The sequence below is a fragment of the Pseudoalteromonas espejiana DSM 9414 genome (genome assembly GCF_002221525.1).
Lineage (GTDB): Bacteria > Pseudomonadota > Gammaproteobacteria > Enterobacterales > Alteromonadaceae > Pseudoalteromonas > Pseudoalteromonas espejiana.
Genome location: NZ_CP011028.1, coordinates 102601 through 123953, shown reverse-complemented (window position 1 = coordinate 123953; position 21353 = coordinate 102601). Strand labels below are relative to the sequence as shown.

Here is a 21353-nt window from a genome sequence, read left to right as displayed (position 1 = left end):
CTTTGATCAGTGTAATCTTTATTGAAGATACACAACAAAACGAGTGCAAACAATGCTTAACCCACTGATTGATGAGATTTTTGAGCTACTTTTAACAAAGCGAGTTTGGAAAATTCACACTTTAGCATCAGCACTTACTCAGCAAGGGGTTTTAAACACCCTAGACCCTAATATTGAGCAAGACTTATTTAAAAAAAACTTTTTAATAATGAATGCACTATTTGAGTTACAAACACAGCTATTGCCAAAACACTTAGTTATTTCAACACTGCACATTGAATTGGTAGAGCCGAGTAATAATGTGAGCACTCAGTCAGCTTTACAGCATTTTTATTTAGACTGGAAAAACTACAATACCAGCCCAGCTGAAATAACCGCGCTTTTAGATAGTTTTTGGCAACAATTTAAACCAATAGTTAAAACGCCAACAGTAAATATTGAACCAATACGTATAGCCTGGCAATTACCCGCTAACTTTAGAGTTGGTGTGTTACAAAAACGCTGGCGGCAACTAGCATTGCAGCACCACCCAGATAAACAATCTGGAAACGCTTGTAAATTTAAGCAAATAAAAGAGGAATATGAGCAGCTAAAGCTAGCTGCTCAAAATGAAGATGTTAGCGAGTGAGGCGACGAGCGCGAATTTTTCGCCCTTTAATATTACCCTCTGTTAATTTACGAAGGGCTGGTTTTGATGCGTTACGCTCAACGGCAACAAAAGCAACGTTGTCTAACACGTTAATTTTACCTACTTGGCGCCCTGCTATACCATCTTTGCCCGTTAAAGCACCAAGTATATCGCCTGCGCGTACTTTTTGCTTTTTACCAGAGTCGATCATCAAGGTGACCATTTCTGGTTTGTAAGGCGGTTTTTCTAGTAGGCTAAATGCTGGCATTGGCTCTGGTAAAAAATCGCGCTCGTAATGATCGCCAATTTGCGCCACTTTAAATTGCTCTGCATCACCATAAATAGAGCACGCGATTCCTTTTTTGCCCGCTCGGCCAGTGCGCCCTACACGGTGTACATGTGTTTGTGGGTCGTGCGCTAAATGGTAATTAATTACCATGTCCATATCATCAATATCTAAACCGCGGGCAGCTACATCGGTAGCCACTAATATTGACGCACTTTTATTAGCAAAGTGAATAAGTGTGCGTTCACGATCACGCTGCTCTAAATCACCATGAAGCGCTACAGCGCTAAAGCCTTCGTCGGCTAAATCGTCACATACTTGCTGGGTTTCTACCTTGGTGTTACAAAACACAACACAGCTTTGCGGAGTAAATTTTAGCAGTAATAATTTAAGTGTAGAGTAACGCTGTTTATTGTTATCCATTTTGTAGAAGTATTGTTTAATAGTGCTTTTTTCTTGCTCTTCTTCTACTTTAATCATTTCTGGATTTTTAAGCACTCGCTTAGCTATTGCCTCTATTGCACGCGGGAACGTAGCACTAAATAGCAAGGTTTGGCGATTTTGCGGTATGCGCTCAATAATGGCATCAAGGGTATCTTGAAAACCCATATCTAACATTTGGTCAGCTTCATCAAGTACTAGCGTTTCAACATCACCTAAACGCAGTGTACCTTTGCGAATATGGTCGTCTACACGCCCAGGTGTACCCACAATAATATGTGCACCGTGTTCAAGTGAGCCAATTTGTGGGCCAATTGAAACACCACCACATAAGGTTAAAATTTTAATATTGTGAATGCCACGTGCAAGTTTTCGCATTTCTACTGCGACTTGCTCGGCCAGCTCACGCGTTGGGCAAAGCACTAACGATTGAATACGAAAGCGCTTTACATTTAATTTTGCTAGTACGCCCAAACTAAAGGCAGCCGTTTTGCCTGAGCCGGTTTTTGCTTGCGCAATGATATCTTTTCCTGACAATACAGGTGGCAGGCTTTGTGCTTGCACAGGAGTCATTTGCGAATAGCCAAGTGTTGATAAATTATCAACTAAACCAGCAGGTAAAGCCAAAGATGAAAATGCAGTAGAAGTCACAGTTAATTCCAAAATAATAAAAACAACACAGGGCCAAGCCCACAAATATGAGCCACATAATAGCAGAATTCACATTAGGCAACCATTAATACCCAACGACCAATATTATACTGCTTGTTAAATCATGTTAATAAAGATGTTGAAAATGATACTAGTTTTCATTAAGATCCATAAAAATTAACACTATGATGTTGGAAGTAATTAATGAAACTGAACTCTCTTTACGTTGCACTTGTTGCAGCAGTAAGCTCAAGCGCGTTTGCCGCCCCTACTGATTTAGAACGAATTGAAGTTAAAGGTAGTTATTTTAACGACTACAAAGTCGATAATGCTAATGGCGCGATGAGAACATCAGCTTCATTGTTAGAAACCGCACAATCTGTAACGGTTATCTCAGAAACGATTGTTAATGAGCAACTTGCAACCACACTCGGTGAAGTATTAACAAACGATGCAAGCTTAACGGCGGGCTCTCAGCAACGTAACCGTGAAGTATTTAACTTACGTGGTTTTGAGCTTAGCTCATCTACAGGCTACTTACGTGACGGTCACCAACATTGGTCGCATTACCAGCAACCAATCGAAATTTTACAACAAGTAGAAGTAATTAAAGGCCCATCAAGTATTTTATATGGTCAATCAGGTCCTGGTGGCTTAGTAAATATGGTGACTAAAAAACCAACCGCCACTACGTTATTTAATGCAAGCGCCGATGTAGACCAACATGGCTCTACCCGCTTTATGCTAGATGCTGCAGGCGCACTTACCGACGCTGAAGATTTACGTGCTCGCGGTATTTTAGTAAAACAAGATGTTGATTACTGGCGTGAATACCAAAACGGTGAAAACCGTGAACGTGACCGCTTTTTAGGTGCGTTAATTGTTGATTACGATTTAAGCGACAACGCATTAGTGCGCGTACATTACGACCGCACAGATGACGAAGCAGGCTTAGATACAGGCGCGTGGATTGATGATAACGCCAATGTTATTGGCGATGACAAAACCATTCGCGATATGTCTTGGGCATTTACCGACATAACGGTAGAAAACCTAGGCGTAGATTTTGAAGTGTATTTAAACGATCACTGGCAAGTTAAGCTTGGTTACAACGAGCAAACATTTGAGCGCCAGCGTTTTGAATCAGCACCTCGTAAGCCGGGAACTTTTACTGAAGGTGATAGCTATGAATCACGCCCTTATGACCGTTTTGATGATTGGCAGTTTAAAACCGCCTTTATTGACTTTGTAGGCGAATTTGAAACCGCGGGCTTACAACACCAATTTTTAATTGGCGCTAACTCGCTTGATTACTACTACGGACAACGCCGTGTATCAGCTGATTACTTTGACTTTGCAGCAGGTCAAGACGAGCCAAGCCGCCCTACTGTTAGCTACAAAACAGACGACACTATTAGCGAAACAGAATACGACTACTACGGTATTTATGTACAAGATCTAATTAGCTTTTCGCCAGAGTGGCAATTATCTGTTGGCGGTCGTTACGACAAACAAAACAGAGAAGGTGCGGATAACGAGTCATTTGTACCAAAAGTAGGTGTGCTTTATCACCCTAACCCTTCAGCAACTATCTACGCGAGCTACTCAGAAGGTTTTGAACCACAAGGTAGCGATACTTTAGTTAATGAGACTGACGTAAATAACGGTATGAAGCTTGACGCTGTGACTTCTGAGCAAAGAGAAGTAGGTGTTAAGTGGCAGCTGTTTGACGATCGCTTAATGTTAAGCGGTGCAGTATTTGATATTAGCAAAAAAGGCACCTTAGTAACTGAAGCACTTGAAGTACCTGTTGGCGAATTCACCTCAAAAACTAACCAAGTAGGTGAGCAACGTCATAAAGGATTTGAGCTAAGTGCTCAAGGTGCAGCCACAGACCGTTTATTTGTAATGGCATCAACTATGTACTTAGATGCAAATTTTGAACGCGACGAAGATTTAGAAGGCAAGCGCCCTACTGATGCACCTAAATGGTCTGCATCTCTTTGGACACGTTACGAACTAAACGACACTATTGCATTTAATGCAGGTGCATTTTTTGAAGGTGAGCGCTTTGCCGATAGTGCAAACACTGTAGAAAAAGATGCGTATACACGTGTTGATGTAGGTGCAACTTACAAACTTAAAGTAAGTAATACCGATGTAAACCTTCGCTTAAACATTGAAAACCTTCTTGATGAAGATTACTTAGGCGGTGGTGGTTTAAATAACGTAACCGTTGGCGAAGGCACAAATGTGCGCTTAGCAGCTCAATTTAGTTTTTAAGTTATAAAACTTATACTACAAAGCCCGCACAATTATTATTGTGCGGGCTTTTTACTGCCTATTAAAAACACCACTGCATTCATCTCATCTATTTTTTAAAGCCTTAAAAAAGTGCTCTAATACGCTTAATTATAAAAAGGCCTACTCAATATGAAAAAAATTATTACAGCGCTTTTACTAACTAGCAGCTTAGCTGCTAATGCAACTAGTGCAGAATTCACCGCTAAACAATTGCAACAGGTTGATGAAGTGCGCAGTGCTGCGCTTAAAAGCCCTTTAAGCTATGAGCTACTCGAGTCACTTACTACAGAGGTTGGCCCTCGATTACCCGGCACTGAAAATGACAAAAAAGCAGTGGCATGGGCTAAAGCAAGATTTAACGAACTTGGTTTTGATAAGGTATGGCTTGAAGAAGCAACTTTTCCAGAGTGGCGCCGTTACAGCGAAAGCGGAAAAATACTCACGCCAAGTGAGCAACCGCTTCATTTAACAGCACTGGGTAACAGTATTAGCACACCAAAAGAAGGCGTTACTGGCTCCGTTGTTTTATTTGAAACACTTGATGAACTAATCGCTGCACCGGCTAATAGTTTAAAAGGAAAAATTGCCTACATTAATTACCGAATGAATCGCAATATAGACGGCAACGGTTACGGCCCTGCGGTAAAAGCACGTGCTACAGGTGCAATTGAGGCAGCTAAAAAAGGCGCTATTGCCTACATGATGCGCTCAGTAAGCACTGCGCATCATCGTTTTGCGCATACTGGTGGTAGTTACTACAAAGAAGGCGTTAAAAAAATACCTAACGTGACCATAGCCAATCCCGATGCAGATCAAATTGCACGCTTGGTGGCCTTAAATAAAGCGGTATCGGTAAATATTAACGTGCAAGCACAAAGTCTAGGCGAAGGCATAGGCTATAACGTAATAGGCCAATTTAACGGCACTGAAAACCCTGAACAATATGTATTAATTGGCGGACACTTAGACTCTTGGGATTTAGGCACTGGCGCACTTGATGATGGCGCAGGCGTTGCACTAACTATGGCAGCAGCTAAACATATTAGCGATGTAAAACGCCCTAAGCGCAGTATTCGCGTTGTGCTTTTTGCAGCAGAAGAACTTGGCCTGTGGGGCGCAAAAGCTTATTTTGCAAAGCATAAAAACGATTTACACAATATTGTTGCCGCTGCTGAGTCGGATTTTGGTGCTGATGTAGTCTATGGCTTTGAGTCAAATGTAGATGCGGCATCACTCCCTGTAGTACGTGCTATAGCCAAAGAGCTTGCACCATTAAATGTTGAGTATATTGGTAAAAACCAAGCAAATGGCGGACCTGACTTAATTCCGTTTAAAAATGCAGTATCGGCACCTATATTTGAATTAGCTCAAGATGGCACCGATTACTTTGATTACCACCATACAGCTGATGATACACTTGATAAAGTAACGCCTGCAAAGCTTCGCCAAAATACAGCAGCTTATGCCGTATTTGCACTAATGGCAGCTGATGCAAAAACCACTATTAAGCCTAAAGCAGCCACCAAATAATAGCTGACATACTTACTTACAGTTTGTCGCTTTGATTAACACGCTCCTTGGATTACCTTTATATAAATTATATAGGTAAAACAAGGAGCGTGTTTGTATGTTGCTTTTCAATACGAGTCAATCTTTCCCTCACTTTACACAAACACAGTGCTGCCCAAACTGTGAAAGTGATGCCTACCATTTAGTGAATCAGAGTCGTTATTTACGTTTTACAATTATTCCGGTAGCACCTTTAAAGTTACGCTATACAAATGAGTGCTATCAATGTGGCTATAAGGCACCTGTAAAAATCCAGCAGCTCCCTTTAGCAGAAAAGTTAAGCCTGCCAAAATATTTTATAGGTGTATTGCTAGCTTTATGGCTACTGCTATTTTTTTATCAACAACATTTGGATACACAAGCGCAAAAGCTTGGGTATTTAAATAGCCCAAAAGCCTACGACACCTATTTAGTTCATGCCGACAAATTTACCCACGAGCCCTGGACGCTAACCAATTTAAAAGTAGCTCAAGTGATAAGTTTTGATGATCAATTTATTACTTTTCAAATAAGTAATTACAGCTATAAACGTAATAACGGCATTACCAATGCGTTGCGCACAAGCTTATTGGTACAACATGGTTACTTTTCAAAAGAGACTATCACCCTCCCACGTAGCGAAGTGCTGCGATTATATAACGACGATATAATTTATGACGTACTGCGTCCATCTGCAAATAGCCTATATGGCGGCTTTGTGATGTTTCCACCTAAGCCCAAACCGCTATATAAAGGGTTAAAGCTTGATAAAAATAACCAACAAGGTATTACGTATTTTAAAAACGGACAGTATAAAGAAGCCCTTAAAAGCTTTACGTTAGCCGCAAATACAGGCTCTCAATGGGGGCAGTTAAACCTTGCACAAATGTACCGAGACGGACAAGGCGTAACTAAAAATGTGCAAACAGCAAAACACTGGTACGAGCAAGCAATAGCGCAAGGGAACAATAAAGCTAAATATGAATTAAAAGAAATGTGTATAAGTGTTCAGTGTGAATAAATTTAAATGCGCTAATAAATCAGCGCATTCCACAAGCAAACTAAATTTGGGGCATTACTTTTTGAATATTCTCGTATAAATTTGGTGTATTACTACAATAACTAACCCAGCTATTATACCCAGCAAGCCATCAAAAATAACAGGGGCTAACACTTCACCGGTACCATTTAGTAATGACTTACCAATATTAGTTGCTTCAAGCTGCCAATGATGAAGTAGCGCAATACCGTGAGATAAAATCCCGCCACCCACTAAAAACATTGCAACCGTGCCCGCAAAGGCTAAAAACTGCATTAACCTTGGCGCCGCAGCTAACAAACCTTTGCCAAGTAGCTCTTTAAATTTATTACCCGACTCTTTTGATTTATTAAGTAAATACAAACCTGCGTCATCAAGTTTTACAATGCCTGCTACTAAACCGTACACGCCTACGGTCATTAAAATAGCGATTACACATAACACCAGTGCTTGGTTTATTAAGGTTGCTCCAGCAACAGTACCTAACGTAATTACTATAATTTCCGCAGAGAGGATAAAGTCGGTACGTATTGCTCCTTTTACTTTTTGTTTTTCGTACTCAACTAAATCGAGCTTTTCATCTTCATCTGTTACTTCTTCATGATGAGGTAAAAACCGAGCAAATACTTTTTCAGCGCCTTCAAAACACAAAAACAACCCGCCAAGTATAAGCAGCGGTGTAATTAGCCAAGGTAACCACACGCTAATTAATAATGCTGCGGGTACCAAAATTGCTTTGTTTAAAAACGAGCCTTTTGCTACTGCCCAAACTACCGGCAGTTCACGCTCGGCGGCTACACCCGTTACTTGCTGCGCATTAAGTGCGAGGTCATCACCTAAAACACCCGCTGTTTTTTTTGTGGCAACTTTGCTCATTGTGGCAATGTCGTCAAGTAGCGTAGTTATATCGTCGAGTAAAGTTAAAAGGTTAGTACCTGCCATGTTGCTTCCTAGCTAAAAAATAATGCTATCAACATAGCTTAATCCGGTATTTTCACCAACGGTTAATTTTGCTTTGTTATGCTGATTAAAAGTAGCAACATTTGCTCACACCAAACTTAGTTAGGGGATATTAATGAAAGCTCTCGGGGTTATTTTTATAGGTATGTTTTTTTTATCTGCCTGTGACAACGAGTCTACGAGTACCCGCTATTTATGTAATAACCACGCTGTAGAGCTAACAACTCAAAATGAGGCTGCAACTCTTACCTTAAATGAGCAGGCCTATTCGTTAACAAAAGAGCCCAGCGCTTCTGGAGCAAAGTACATTAGTGAACGCGTGTTGTTTTGGTCAAAGGCGAATGAAGCCATGTTATTTATATCTGGCAATAAATACCGCTGCAAATTAACAAACGCTAACTTGCAATAGCGTGATACTGCCTATAAAAGTCTTATTCTACTAATCCTTTTTTTATTACCCTGCGTAATACTAGCCAAGCTTTAACCATCGCCTTTGCTAAATAACTGCGCATGCATTTGCTGTTTAGTTGGGTATAATACTTTAACTTTTTGCTTAATAGCGGCCCATAATGAAATACAAAGATTTACGTGATTTTATCGATTTGCTGGAAAAAAGAGGCGAACTTAAACGCATTACCCAAGAAATCGACCCGTATCTTGAAATGACCGAAATAGCCGACCGTACATTGCGTGCAAAAGGCCCGGCATTATTGTTCGAAAACCCTAAAGGACACAGCATGCCTGTGCTTGCTAACTTGTTTGGTACACCTAAACGAGTAGCTATGGGAATGGGCCAAGAAGATGTCAGCGAACTTCGCGAAGTAGGTAAGTTACTCGCCTTTTTAAAAGAGCCAGAGCCACCAAAAGGGATTAAAGAAGCATTAGGCCAACTCCCTGTTTTTAAACAAGTGCTTAATATGCCGGCCAAAGAAGTTAAAAAAGCGCCGTGCCAGCAAGTTATTTTACAAGGTGATGAGGTTGATTTAACTAAATTACCTATTCAGCATTGCTGGCCAGGTGATGCTGCACCGCTTATTACTTGGGGATTAACGGTTACTAAAGGTCCTTATAAAAAGCGTCAAAATTTAGGTATTTACCGCCAGCAGCTATTAGGTAAAAACAAAATTATTATGCGCTGGCTATCGCATCGTGGTGGCGCGCTTGATTTTCAAGAATGGTGTGAAGAAAACCCAGGCGAGCCTTACCCTGTATCGGTGGCATTAGGCGCAGACCCAGCTACTATTTTAGGCGCAGTAACACCGGTGCCCGATACGTTAAGCGAATATGCATTTGCAGGCTTATTACGTGGTAGTAAAACCGAAGTTGTAAAATCTGTTTCTAACGATTTACAAGTACCTGCAAGCGCCGAAATTGTACTTGAAGGTTATATAATGCCGGGTGAAATGGCACCAGAGGGGCCGTACGGCGATCACACCGGTTACTACAATGAAGTAGACGACTTCCCAGTGATGACGGTTACCCATTTAACTCACCGAAAAGACCCTATATACCACAGCACCTTTACCGGCCGCCCGCCAGATGAGCCAGCCATTTTAGGCGTAGCATTAAACGAAGTGTTTGTGCCTATATTACAAAAGCAGTTCCCTGAAATAGTCGACTTTTACTTACCACCAGAAGGGTGTTCGTACCGTATGGCCGTGGTTACCATGAAGAAACAATACCCTGGCCACGCTAAACGCGTAATGATGGGTGTATGGTCATTTTTACGCCAGTTTATGTATACAAAATTTGTAATTGTATGCGATGACGATGTTAATGCACGCGACTGGGAAGATGTAATTTGGGCTATTACAACTCGTATGGACCCAGCACGCGACACTACATTAATAGAAAACACCCCTATTGATTACCTAGATTTTGCATCGCCGGTATCAGGGCTTGGTTCAAAAATGGGGATGGATGCAACCAACAAGTGGCCTGGCGAAACCACCCGAGAATGGGGCGAGCCTATTGTTATGGATAAAGCGACAAAAGATCGCGTTGATGAAATTTGGCAAAGTCTTGATATTCTTTAAGCGTTTATACCTCAGTATAAACAGGCTATAAAATAACCCCGCAGATATGTTAATATTGCTCCACTTAACTGCATATCTGCGAAAACGCTGCTAAAAGGTAAAAAATGCAAACATTAAAAGCTGAAGTTGTTGCCATCAGCCCACTTACAGAATTTGTTCATAAAGTAATTTTAAAGCCTCAACAACCTGTTACGTTTGAAGCTGGCCAATACATGCAACTTGTATTAGGTGAAAAAGATAAACGTGCATTTTCAATTGCAAGCCGCCCATCACAATGTGACGAGATAGAACTTCACATTGGCGCATCAGGTGCTGACTCATATGCTATGCAATCGCTTGAACACCTTCGTAGTGCCCATGCTAATAATACTCCTATAGATATTGAAGCAGGTTTAGGCGTATCGCAATTACGCCTACAGTGCGAACGCCCAATTATTTTACTGGCTGGCGGCACAGGGTTTTCTTACGCAAAATCAATGGCCGATCATTTAGCTGAAATTAACTGCGACCGCCCAGTATTATTTTACTGGGGTGTAAAAGAAGAATCTGCGCTGTATGCTCACACAGAAATGCAAGCTTGGGCCGACAGCAACGAACACTTTGAGTTTATTCCTGTAGTAGAAAACCCGTCGGCTAAATGGCAAGGTCACACAGGCTTTGTTCACAAAGCAGTGATGGAAGATATTGTATCCCTTGAACCTTATGATATTTATATGGCTGGTCGCTTTGATATGATTGGCATAGTGCGCGATGACTTTATTGCTCACGGTGCCATTCGTGAAAATATGTACGCCGATGCATTTGCCTTTATAAAATAAGCAAAGCAATAAAAAAAGGCACTTAATGTGCCTTTTTTATTATCAGAATAAAATATTCAATTGGCTAAACCTATTAAACTCATCAATATAAACAATTTCCTAAATTCCAATCTATAAACCATACTTTGTATAGAACATCAGCGGGAGAGACCCTAATGCTAAATACAAAAGTAAAAGATTTTATGCAACGTAAGTTGCCACACATTACCCCAAATACAGAAATGACAACCGCTATTAGTGAACTACAAAAGTTTAAATTATTAGGCGCACCAGTATTTGACGATAATAAATCGCTTGTCGGATTTATATCGGAGCAGGAGTTATTAAAACCATTAATGCAAAGCAGCTACTTTTGTGATGGAGTAGTTAAAGTGTCGCAGCTTATGCAAACCAATGTAGTAACCGTAGATGCCGATACCAATATTATTGAGCTTGCCGAACAAATGAAAACAGGAAAGCCAAAAAACTACCCTGTTGTAGAAGGTGACACCGTAATAGGCCTTATAGGCCGAAGTGATATTTTAAAAGCCCTGTTTGATAATTATGTTAGTTGCCAAACAAAAGTAAGCTAACAAATACTAACAATGCCGCTTTATAGCGGCATTTTTACTTGTTTATATTTATAGTAGTTCGAGCTAATCATAACTATTTTAGGTGGCTCAACTAGGCACTAACTGCGTTACAGCACCTTAAATAGAGTAAGTAAATAACAACTTTTTTCCTTATTAACTCCAAATTTTACCGCAATAAAATTAAGCGCCAATTAAACAATAAATGAGGCTTATCGTGTTGCAGCACTCTCTTTTAATGCACTTTTTTCACTGTCACTTAAAAAGGCTATTTCAAGTGCATTTACCTGCGCTTTTTCCATATCGGCTTGCGATAGTCCCGCTTTTGGCGCTGCAACTAAGTACTCGTGTTCAATTTCGATACCTTCAACCGCTGGGTCATCTGTATTAATACACGCTAAAATACCGTGGTCTAAAAATTGTTTAAGCGGATGCTTAGTTAAATCATTTACAGTACTTGTTTGAATGTTACTGGTTAAGCACGACTCTATACCAATATGGTTATCACGTAAGTAATCCATTAATTTAGCATCTTCAATGGCTTTTACGCCGTGGCCTATTCGGCTTGCGCCTAATTCGTTAATTGCTTGCCAAATACTCGGCGCACCTAGCGCTTCACCCGCATGAATAGTTGAAGCTAAATAAGCATCACGAACTTGTTTAAAGTGATCTACAAATAATTCTCCAGGAAAGCCTATTTCATCACCGGCTAAATCAACTGCCACTAAATCATTTTTAAAAGCGAGTAATGCATCAAGCTCATGCTGACACGTTTTAACACCGTAAGTACGCGATAAAATACCAATTAAATTAGCTTTAATATTAGCGCCCTGCGTTGCTGATTTAATGCCATCAACCACAGCTTCAACAACACCTTGCGGGTGCAAACTTTGGCTTTGTGCCATATAGTATGGGCTAAAACGAAGTTCTACATAATCAAGCCCTTGGGCTTGAGCATCTTCTATATTTTCAACGGCTATACGTCTACATGCATCGTAATCACCTAAAACAGTAACCCCCCAGTCTAGCTTTTGTAAAAAAGCCATCAGGTTTGGCTCAGGATCAATCACTTGCACATGAGGAATAAGCGCATCAACGTTATCTGCGGGTAGCTCTATATTAAACTGACGACCAAGCTCTAATATGGTTTGCGCACGTACATTGCCATCTAAATGACGATGGATATCTAGCAGAGGTAATTTTTTATTTATCATAATAGCTACTCGGTTAGGTTAAAATTGCGCGCATGATACGCAGGTACAGTTATTTTTCAAGTGTAGAGCAGTTAAAGAATATATTAGCGGTCATATGTCTGCTTTTTACTCAAAAAGTGAACTAAATTAGCTCGCGCTGCGCTAACTGCGTATTCACTTATTTTTATAAGAGAGGTGGTGCCACAGGGTTTTAAATAACGTATTTGCTTCAATTGGCTTAGTAATATAATTATCCATGCCGCAAGCAACCGCTTTTTTTACATCGTCATCGTGCGCATTGGCCGACAACCCAATAATTGGTAGGTCGACCAAACCAAGCTCATTACGAATCACTCGGGTTGCTTCAAGGCCATCCATTTTTGGCATTTGTATATCCATAAGCACTAAATCGTAAGTATTTTCTGTTAGCTTTTCAATTGCCTCAAAGCCATCGTTAGCAATATCCGCAATGCAACCTTTGGTTTTTAAAATAGCGCTCGCTACATGCTGATTTAATGGGTTGTCTTCTACGAGTAATAGTGTGTAGTTTTCAAACGATAACGTACTTACATCTATATCATCGTACTGCTGCTTTATTTGCTCTGCTTTAGGTAACGGAGAGTAAATTGGCAGGCTAAATGTAAACGTAGAGCCATGACCCTCATGGCTTGTTAAATCGATAGCACCACCCATTAATTCAACCAATTTTTTGCAAATACTTAATCCTAAACCTGTTCCACCATACTGGCGTGATGTAGAGCTATCGGCTTGTGAAAATGGCTTAAATAGTTGTTTTTGTGCCTCTGCACTTATACCTATGCCCGTATCGTTAACACTAAAATAGGTCATCTTTTTAGATTGCCATACTTTGAGCGTTATACTGCCTTTAGCTGTAAATTTAATTGCATTGTTAATTAGATTTAGCAGTACTTGTTTTAATCTAATCGGATCGGTGTCTATTACTAAGTTACTTGATGTATCGTAATCAATATTAAATTCTAGTGACTTAGCCTCAATATCAAACTGCAGTAAATTAGCCACTTCCTCGGTAAGCGAGCTTACCGTTATTGGCTCTTGAATTAGGTCGAGTTTGCCTGCTTCCATTTTTGAAAAATCGAGCACATCATTTAACACTCTAAGCAATACGCCAAGTGCGCCATCGGCTTGTTCAATATAGCTGCGAGCTTGTTGCCAATCACTTTGCTGCAAAGCTAAGTAATGTAGCCCCTTAATACCGTTAATTGGGGTACGAACTTCGTGGCTCATATTCGCTAAAAATTGGCTTTTAATTTGGTTAGCTTCATCTGCTTTTTGTTTTTCTAAACGTAAGCTTTTAGTTTGTTTGGCTACTTGTTCGCGTATACGAATGTTAGTGCTAGTTACTGATATTAAAAACGTAATAAGTAGCCAAACAAAGAGCATACCTACTATTTGCGCTAGCCAATATATAAACCACGACTCCCTTTGCTGTGGTTGATACAACTCGACCTGCCATACTCGCTTACCTACCAATAACTTATAATCTTTTAAAGGAAACATTTGTTGGTGGTTAGCAGTAAAAATAGGTTGAGCGTTATCCTCGGACGTAGTGTCTGTAAAGCTCACTGCAACATTATTATTTTGCTCAATCAAAAGCGATTCAGATAACCGCTCTAAACTAACTACGGCTACTGCAAAACCTTTAAAATCATCTTCTGTTATATTGTTACCAAACACAGGATGAAAAAATAACACCCCTCGCTCAGATTCATTTTGCACTAGATTAATGGGTTCACTTAATACCAACTCATTCAGTACCTTGGCCTTAATTAATGCTGAGCGCCTAACTTTATTAGATGCTAAATCAAAGCCAATTACATCTTCATTGCCCTTAAAAGGATACGCGTACTTAACAGGGTAATAAAAATCTCGCGCAGTAACAGGCTGCCAACCTCCGTCTGCTGCTTTTTCTTTAAGGTAATAATTAGCAAGCTCGGAACCTTTATTAGCCTCCACGTATTGCGTAACGCGTTTATTAGGTAAATATGGAACCCATTCAAACGCCAAAATATCTTGGCTATAGCTAAGTTGTTTAGAGGTAAATTGCTTAAACTCCGTAAAGCTTACATCATCACTGCTAGAAAAAAATGTAGCTAAAAGCGCTAGGTGCGCTGTTATTTCATTAATTTTATTATTTATCGCGTCTTGCGTAGCTAAAATTTTAACTTCTTCTTTTTGTATGTTTTTTTCTTTTTTTACACTGGCCGCACCATAAAAGCTAATGCTAATTAACACATAAATTAAAAGAGAAGGGAGTATCACCTGCAAGCGGTAATTTACTTGAGAATAATTAAATGCAGCCAGCATAAGAGGAGTAAATACAAGCACGCCAATACTGTCGCCAATCCACCATGCCACAAAGGTATCCCAACCAGCATAACTTGGGATCACGCCATTAAAAAGTAATAAGCTTGTGCCTACACCTGCAGCTATAACACAGCATAATGGTCCGGCAACAACGAGGCTTTGAATACAGTGTTTTAAAGAAGATAAATCAAGTGGCGCTTTAATCACTTTAGTGACTAATTGGCTACCTATCCATGCCTGAAAAGTAGCCGCAAAGGTAACACCCGCAGCGTGCATAAATACACTTAACTGAAATAATGCTGAAGCGTTTTCTAGGTGAATTAAATTCGTTAAAAAAGCACCTAAAACTAAGCCTAAAAGAGACTTTCTACCCCAAATTAAAAAGCTCGCCAGCGCAATACCCGAAGGCGGCCATGCAGCAACTGCATAGCCGTCGATTGCTAAAAGAGAATTACTAAAGTATCCGGTAAAAAAATATGCACACGCCAAACTAAAAGTAAGAATAAAAAAATGTTTCAACGCCTATGCTCCCGAACATCAAAGCTGCTAAATAATGAGTGTAGCCTTTATTGATACAAAACGAGGGCTTTATCAGCTTGGGCAGTATTTTTGTAGCTTAATGCAGCTTGCTCACTAAATTGCTTTTTATTATCGCTATTCAGCGCTTTATCAAACACTTTTGCGGCTAGTTCGTAATCCCTTTGTGCATTAGCTAAACAAGCAAGCGAAAGTAAAAGTGCATTGTTGGTGTCGTCTTTTTTCAAGCGCTCTTGAATACTTGTTTGCAGTTTTACCGCTTCGGCTGTTGTAGCCTTGCTTAAAACACTGGCGAGCTGTGTGTGTTGGTCGTTGTGCTTAACCATTTTAATTAAATCACTTTCTATAGCCGCTAGCTGCCCTACTTTAGCCATTTGCATTAAATAAGCAGTATGCGCATGAACCTGTAATTTTTTAGGTAACTGCTTGTATTTTTCGGTTAGTTTATCGCTGTTTTGCGCATTAAAATAAGCGCTAAATAACTGAATCCACTGCGGCTCAGTTAATGCTTTTTTGCGCAGTAAGCGCGGTAAAAACTCTTCAAGCGCACTAAAATGCTGCTGCTGTACAAGTATTTCAGCGTATAGTTTGAGCTCAAGTTCAGTGGCTTTTTTTGCCTCTACGCTGGCACGCATTTGCGACTCTATTGCGCTGCTATCGCCACTGGCTAACCATAACTTGGCGACTTTTAATTGGTTATCAGGGCTAATTTCAAACAAACGCTCCAGTGCTTTATCGACTTGGTTATTTGTAAGCGCTGCTTTTGCAAGTAATGCTAAGCGAATGTCTTCAAACTTACTTGGCACGCTATTGCCCGATAATGCTTTTTCTACGTGTTCATAGTCATCGTTAATTGCACTCCACAAAGCTTGCTCTATGGCGGCTTGCTTACGCTCTTCGCTACGCGCAAAAAAGCCGTGTTTAGTATTATGATAAATTGATAATAAATAGCGCACGAGTTTATAGGTTAAGTATAAAACGGCCGCGATAATTGCCGCCATAATACAAAACGACACAATAGTGCCTTCAATCGTGGTGTTGTTAAACGAAATTAATACATAGCCTTTTTCGTCAAGTACAAACGGTGTAACCGCAAGTACTAAAACAATGGCAACAATTGATATGATAAGCCCTATCATTGTGCCCACTCCTTCACTTGCTGAGTGCTTTTAAGGTCAACTTTAGGATCAAAGTTTAACGGCTCTTTTTCAAGGCTAGTAAGTGCTTTAATAACTACTTTTGTTGCATCATCATCTTGCTTAAAGTACTCAGTAACTAAACGTTTAGCTTCGCTTAAGGCATTAAAATAGATACTTGCTTGCTTGCTCATAAGTGCGTCTTGCGCTTGAGTTACATTAAGCTTTATACGCTGATTAATTAAGTGGCGCTCTTGATCGGTTATCAACGGCTCTATAGCGACCCCTTCGTGCTGGCGAATGGTGATAAAGCTGTCGACTAGTTTATTCCAACTATTGCTAAGGTTTTGTTGCCAGTCATTTACATCATCACTTAATGCATTTTCATCAACTTGAGTAGCTTCTTCAGGAATGTTTACCGCATTAAAAGCTAAGTTGTCTATATTGGTTAAAACGCTATTAAGTTTTAAATAAATAGCCTCTGTTGGAATTGGCTTTAAGCTATCTAGCGTTTGAATATCTTGCGTAATTGCTTGGCGAACTTCTACCGTACCTGGGTGCTCACTTAGCAGTGCGTCTAATCGCTTAAGTACAGCACGTGTGCCTTGATAGTCTTTTTCAGCCCATAGTTTAAATTCAGCCATACGTTGCAAGCTGGTAACCTCTTGCGGGTTAAGCGATGCGCCTTGTTGTTGAGCTTGCTGCAAAGCCGCTTTTAATTGCTGCTGATTATTCTCGGCACTTTCACTAAGCGCAGCCGCCACTTTTTGCTCACTATTGAACAGTGCTTGCTGCAAATTAGATTGCGCAGATTTAAGTGCTTGTAGCTCTTGGGTAAGCAGCTTGTTTTGCTCACTTAGCTCGTTAACTGCAACATTTTGCGCCTTACGTGCGTTTAACTTTTGGTAAAATTCGTAACCAACACCACTTGCCACAATAAGCGAAATAATAAGCGCAACAACCGCTACTTTACTTATTTTTTGCTTGTTATTATTTGCCACACCCGCTGCTTTTGCAGGTTCTTTTTTATTTGAAGGTGCAGCTGGTTTAGCTGGGGTTTTATTATCTGCCGTTACTGGCTTTGATTGTTCGCTCATGTTGCTACCTTGCTGTTTTATGCAGGAAAACATAGCGTCATCGCTTGCCCCTGCTGCAATGTGTATATTAGCCAAACTTACCTGTTGCTGCTGTAAATAAGCGGCTATGCGCTCGCTAGCAACATAAAATCGGCACTGTTGTAACCACTGTAATTGCTTTTCAGTTAGGTTATTAAATATTGCATCTACTGCTGCATTACTGGTAATGACTATACCTTGTACTTTCAGGCTTTGCCAGTGGTCTGTCCAGTTGCTTTTTTCAGCGGCTATTGGCTCGCGTTTATACACCACACAATTATTTAAAAAAGCACCGCGCTCTTTAAGTGTTTTTGCAATATCGGGGCGCCCAGCCTGGCCTTTCACTAATACTATGTTGCTGCCATCAACTTCGGCTAACGACTTTAGTGCTAACAACCCTTCAGAATCGTACTGCTTAGGTACAGCGGCTCGCACACCAAATTGCTCATAAATGGTATCTGCCGTTTGCTGGCCTACCGCATAAAATTGCGCTTTAGTGTTTATATTCGGTTTTAATTGAGCAAGTGCAACTACCGCATCTTGCGATATAAAAATAATTTTATCAGCATTTAAAAGCGGGCTTAACTCGGCACTAGAAGGGGTGAAATGCGTGATTTTTAAAACAGGAAACAACGACGCCTGATAACCCGCTTGCTCAAGTTGCTGAGCAAGGGCTGCGCCTTTTCCTTCGGGCCGAGTTATCAGGATATGTGTCATTTATGCGTCTCTATAAACTTCGGCTAAAATTTTGTCGGCGCCTTGAGCTAATAATTTTTTAGCAAGCTCAACCCCTATTTTCTCTGCATCATTAATATGGCCGGTTACTTCGTCATGTAAAATTGTGCTGCCATCAACGGCGCCCACTAAACCACGTAAATGAACTTGCTCACCATCAACTAATGCATAAGCACCAATTGGTACTTGGCAGCCGCCTTCTAAGTGACGGTTCATAGCACGTTCTGCATTTACTTGAATACGTGTTTGCGTATGCTCAAGCGGCGCAAGTAATGCTTTTGTTACGTCATCGTCAATACGACACTCAATACCTACAGCGCCTTGGCCATTGGCAGGCAACGATACTTCTGGCTCAATATAATCGGCAATACGCTCGCCCATTTCTAAACGAATAAGCCCTGCAGCCGCTAAAATAATAGCATCGTATTGGCCGTCATCTAATTTTGCTAAACGTGTATTTACATTACCGCGTAAGTCACGAATTTCTAAATCTGGACGCAGCGCTCTCACTTGACACTGACGACGAAGGCTAGAAGTACCTACAATGGCGCCTTTAGGTAACTCGCTCAAATTAGCAAAGTTATTTGAAACAAATGCATCGCGCGGATCTTCACGTTCACAAATAGTATGCAGCGCTAAACCTTCTGGAAATTCAACCGGCACATCTTTCATAGAGTGTACGGCAATATCGGCACGTCCATCTAACATAGCTTGCTCAAGTTCTTTTACAAACAAGCCTTTGCCACCAATTTTAGCCAGTGGTGTATCTAAAATAATATCCCCTTGAGTCGACATAGGGACTAACTCTACGCGTACATCATCATGAAAATGCTCAAGCTGTGCCTTTACAAATTCAGCCTGCCAAAGTGCTAAAGCACTTTTACGAGTTGCAATGCGTACTAACTTTGTTTTTTCTGTCATAGGGGTATCCAAATAGTTACTGCTGAATAGCTAAGCTTAATCAGCTAAAATTCTAAATTCTTTTTGAGCAATTAAATTACCTTGCTCATCAACAACATCTACACGCCAGTGGCCTGTTTGTGTGTCCATAATATTTTTAGTTGAGTACGTTCTGTAACGAGGCGAAGTTACATTGAGCGAAATTTCAGCCATGGTTTCGCCCTCAAAAGACCACACATGCTTAACCTGCTGGCCTTGTAAATTTTTAAGTTCACTAAAAAACGAAAGTGCTTCTTCAAACTGATTTAAACGAATGTCAGCAGCAAATACATTAGTTGGCTCACGCTTACTTACTTTACGGGTAAGTACCGCACGGCTAATTTTACTAGTATCAATTTGCGCGCCAAGTGCAACGCTTGCAATGTGAGCATTAGCTGAAAACCCTTCGCTACTCGTAAGTACACCATCATCGCTTTGTATTTCTGCAAGTAGTTCACTAGGAGAGGCATTTAGCGGTTGATTACTAGGTTGTTCATTAACTTGCTCACTAGCAACATTACTTTGCTGATTATTGATAACCTCAGCACTGTTATTATCTATTGCTTCAATCGACTCGGTTGGCGCTGTATTTGTAGATAGTGGAGCGTTATTTAAAGGGGCATCATCGGTTGCTTGTGGTAGCTCGGTTAAAAGAGCAGTGCGCGCTAATTCACTTTCGCTTACTTGCTCGTTACTATTAACAGCTTCGTCATTTGGTGCCTCATTAATAACAGGGTCACTAATTAGTGCATCATTATTTTGAATGTTGTTATCGGCAAAGCTTAAGTACTGCTCTTGCTCATTAGGGTGCTCGCCCTGCTCTGCGTTAACCGATGTGGTAAGCCCATAAACAACAGCTGCCGAGGTCATTGCTACCAACATAGAAACACTCGCAATACGACGCCAATGCCACTCGTAGCTTACATTAGGTACACTATTTTGTGGTTCGCGTTTTACATTTGCTTTAATAACTATTTTTTGACTCATATTGACCTCAGCGGCTCCAAAATTAGCTTAAGCGGGCAATTAACCATTGGCGAATAGCTTGCAGTTCTTCTGCGCAAACTTGGTGTGCCATTGGGTATTCTTGCCAGCTTACATCCATGTTATGTGCTGTTAATACTTCAAACGCACTTCTTCCCGCACTATGCGGCACTACGTTATCTTGGCTACCATGCGCCATAAATACATTTAAATCGGTATGCTTTGCTTCATGAGTGAGCTTTTCAGGCACACACATATAAGTAGAAAGCGCCATTACACCAGCGAGCTTTTGCTCAAAACGCGGCGCCAAATGTAGCGACACTACGCCACCTTGCGAAAAACCAGCCAAAATAATTTTATTTGCCGGTATACCACTTTCAATTTCTTGCTCAATAAGGGCTTCTACTTTTGTTGCAGAATCTCTAACACCTTGTTCATCGGCACGTTTATCTAATTCTATAGATTTAATGTCGTACCAAGAGCGCATTTCCATGCCACCATTTATGGTGACCGGTTGAATAGGCGCATGCGGAAATACAAATCGTATACCTAGCTCACTCGGTAAATTAAGCTGCGGGGCAACTGGAGCAAAACCATCCCCCGAATCACCTAAACCATGTAACCAAATTACCGTTGCTTTGTGCTCTGATTGTGCTGGGTATTGTACAAATTCCAAACTCATAAACTTGATTGCCACTTAACTTCTTGACCAGCTTGACGAGTAGACGCTTGGTTCATAAATTCCCAAAACTCAGCGCCCGAGCGGTTGTCAATCCACTGGCCGTCGCGCATTTCAAAGTGATGACCATTAAATTTAGTTGCCACCCATACTTGGTGCAAAGGGGCTTGCTTGTTAATTACAATTTTACTTTTATCAGCAAAAATAATTTCTAAAATACCCTCTGCCGATTCATAATCTAAATCTGCTTCGCAATCATCAACTTGCTCTTCAATAGTGAACATAAGAGCTTCGGCTAATTGGTGATATTCGTGTTCAGTCATTGTAATTTTCCTTTGCAGGCGAGCTGCCTAGTATTGGGTACGGTTTATATACAGCTAGTGTAACAGGAATAAAATCATCCGCGAAT

General features: G+C 40.6%; 18 protein-coding genes. 8 read left to right on the top strand and 10 right to left on the bottom strand.

The window, feature by feature from the left end; all coding sequences use genetic code 11:
* Nucleotides 1–52: 52 nt before the first annotated feature.
* Nucleotides 53–628, top strand: coding sequence for a DNA-J related domain-containing protein (locus PESP_RS00610; RefSeq protein WP_089346317.1), 576 nt, complete (start codon nucleotides 53–55; stop codon nucleotides 626–628).
* Here PESP_RS00610 and dbpA read toward each other — a convergent pair.
* Nucleotides 618–2006: an ATP-dependent RNA helicase DbpA gene (gene dbpA, locus PESP_RS00605; RefSeq protein WP_089346316.1), complete on the bottom strand. Its 1389-nt coding sequence runs from the start codon at nucleotides 2004–2006 to the stop codon at nucleotides 618–620. The genes PESP_RS00610 and dbpA overlap by 11 nt on opposite strands.
* 204 nt (nucleotides 2007–2210) lie before the next feature.
* Between dbpA and PESP_RS00600 the strand changes: the two genes are divergently transcribed.
* The 3 genes from PESP_RS00600 to PESP_RS00590 all read left to right on the top strand — a co-directional run bounded on the left by PESP_RS00600 (nucleotide 2211) and on the right by PESP_RS00590 (nucleotide 6879).
* A complete protein-coding gene (locus PESP_RS00600; protein ID WP_089346315.1) occupies nucleotides 2211–4289 on the top strand; it encodes a TonB-dependent siderophore receptor in 2079 nt (692 codons plus the stop codon).
* Between the two features lie 150 nt (nucleotides 4290–4439).
* Entirely contained in the window at nucleotides 4440–5840 is a 1401-nt protein-coding gene (locus PESP_RS00595; protein WP_089346314.1) for a M20/M25/M40 family metallo-hydrolase, read from the top strand.
* A 97-nt stretch (nucleotides 5841–5937) separates the two neighbouring features.
* Nucleotides 5938–6879: a tetratricopeptide repeat protein gene (locus PESP_RS00590; protein WP_089346313.1), complete on the top strand. Its 942-nt coding sequence runs from the start codon at nucleotides 5938–5940 to the stop codon at nucleotides 6877–6879.
* A gap of 54 nt (nucleotides 6880–6933) precedes the next feature.
* On the opposite strand, the gene PESP_RS00585 is transcribed toward PESP_RS00590, so the two are convergent.
* Nucleotides 6934–7839 (bottom strand): DUF808 domain-containing protein, encoded by a 906-nt coding sequence (locus PESP_RS00585; RefSeq protein WP_089346312.1) that lies wholly within the window; start codon nucleotides 7837–7839, stop codon nucleotides 6934–6936.
* 133 nt (nucleotides 7840–7972) lie between these two features.
* On the opposite strand from PESP_RS00585, the gene PESP_RS00580 reads away from it, so the two are divergent.
* The 4 genes from PESP_RS00580 (at nucleotide 7973) to PESP_RS00565 (ending at nucleotide 11283) form a co-directional block, all read left to right on the top strand.
* Complete coding sequence (locus PESP_RS00580; RefSeq protein WP_089346311.1) at nucleotides 7973–8266, top strand: MliC family protein; 294 nt, start codon at nucleotides 7973–7975, stop codon at nucleotides 8264–8266.
* Between the two features lie 160 nt (nucleotides 8267–8426).
* Complete coding sequence (ubiD, locus tag PESP_RS00575) at nucleotides 8427–9893, top strand: 4-hydroxy-3-polyprenylbenzoate decarboxylase (protein WP_089346310.1); 1467 nt, start codon at nucleotides 8427–8429, stop codon at nucleotides 9891–9893.
* Nucleotides 9894–9997: 104 nt separating this feature from the next.
* Nucleotides 9998–10711, top strand: a complete 714-nt coding sequence (gene fre, locus PESP_RS00570; protein WP_089346309.1) for an NAD(P)H-flavin reductase — start codon at nucleotides 9998–10000, stop codon at nucleotides 10709–10711.
* 155 nt (nucleotides 10712–10866) lie between these two features.
* Nucleotides 10867–11283, top strand: coding sequence for a CBS domain-containing protein (locus PESP_RS00565; RefSeq protein ID WP_089346308.1), 417 nt, complete (start codon nucleotides 10867–10869; stop codon nucleotides 11281–11283).
* 209 nt (nucleotides 11284–11492) lie between these two features.
* Here PESP_RS00565 and add read toward each other — a convergent pair whose 3' ends face one another.
* From add to cyaY, 8 genes are all read right to left on the bottom strand, one after another.
* On the bottom strand, nucleotides 11493–12494 hold the full coding sequence (add, locus tag PESP_RS00560; protein ID WP_089346307.1) for an adenosine deaminase: 1002 nt from the start codon (nucleotides 12492–12494) through the stop codon (nucleotides 11493–11495).
* Between the two features lie 153 nt (nucleotides 12495–12647).
* Complete coding sequence (locus PESP_RS00555; RefSeq protein WP_089346306.1) at nucleotides 12648–15338, bottom strand: CHASE domain-containing protein; 2691 nt, start codon at nucleotides 15336–15338, stop codon at nucleotides 12648–12650.
* 47 nt (nucleotides 15339–15385) lie between these two features.
* Nucleotides 15386–16495, bottom strand: a complete 1110-nt coding sequence (locus PESP_RS00550) for a heme biosynthesis HemY N-terminal domain-containing protein (protein ID WP_089346305.1) — start codon at nucleotides 16493–16495, stop codon at nucleotides 15386–15388.
* Nucleotides 16492–18324, bottom strand: coding sequence for a uroporphyrinogen-III synthase (locus PESP_RS00545; protein WP_089346304.1), 1833 nt, complete (start codon nucleotides 18322–18324; stop codon nucleotides 16492–16494). Before PESP_RS00545 ends, PESP_RS00550 begins: the two co-directional genes overlap by 4 nt.
* Entirely contained in the window at nucleotides 18325–19263 is a 939-nt protein-coding gene (hemC, locus tag PESP_RS00540) for a hydroxymethylbilane synthase (protein ID WP_089346303.1), read from the bottom strand. It lies immediately after the preceding gene.
* A gap of 36 nt (nucleotides 19264–19299) precedes the next feature.
* Nucleotides 19300–20268, bottom strand: a complete 969-nt coding sequence (locus tag PESP_RS00535) for a DUF2914 domain-containing protein (RefSeq protein WP_089346302.1) — start codon at nucleotides 20266–20268, stop codon at nucleotides 19300–19302.
* Between the two features lie 22 nt (nucleotides 20269–20290).
* On the bottom strand, nucleotides 20291–20947 hold the full coding sequence (locus PESP_RS00530; protein WP_089346301.1) for an alpha/beta hydrolase: 657 nt from the start codon (nucleotides 20945–20947) through the stop codon (nucleotides 20291–20293).
* The gene (gene cyaY / locus PESP_RS00525) at nucleotides 20944–21267 is read right to left on the bottom strand and encodes an iron donor protein CyaY (protein WP_089346300.1); all 324 of its coding nucleotides are present in this window, start codon (nucleotides 21265–21267) and stop codon (nucleotides 20944–20946) included. The genes PESP_RS00530 and cyaY overlap by 4 nt, the downstream gene beginning before the upstream one ends.
* Between the last annotated feature and the right edge of the window lie 86 nt (nucleotides 21268–21353).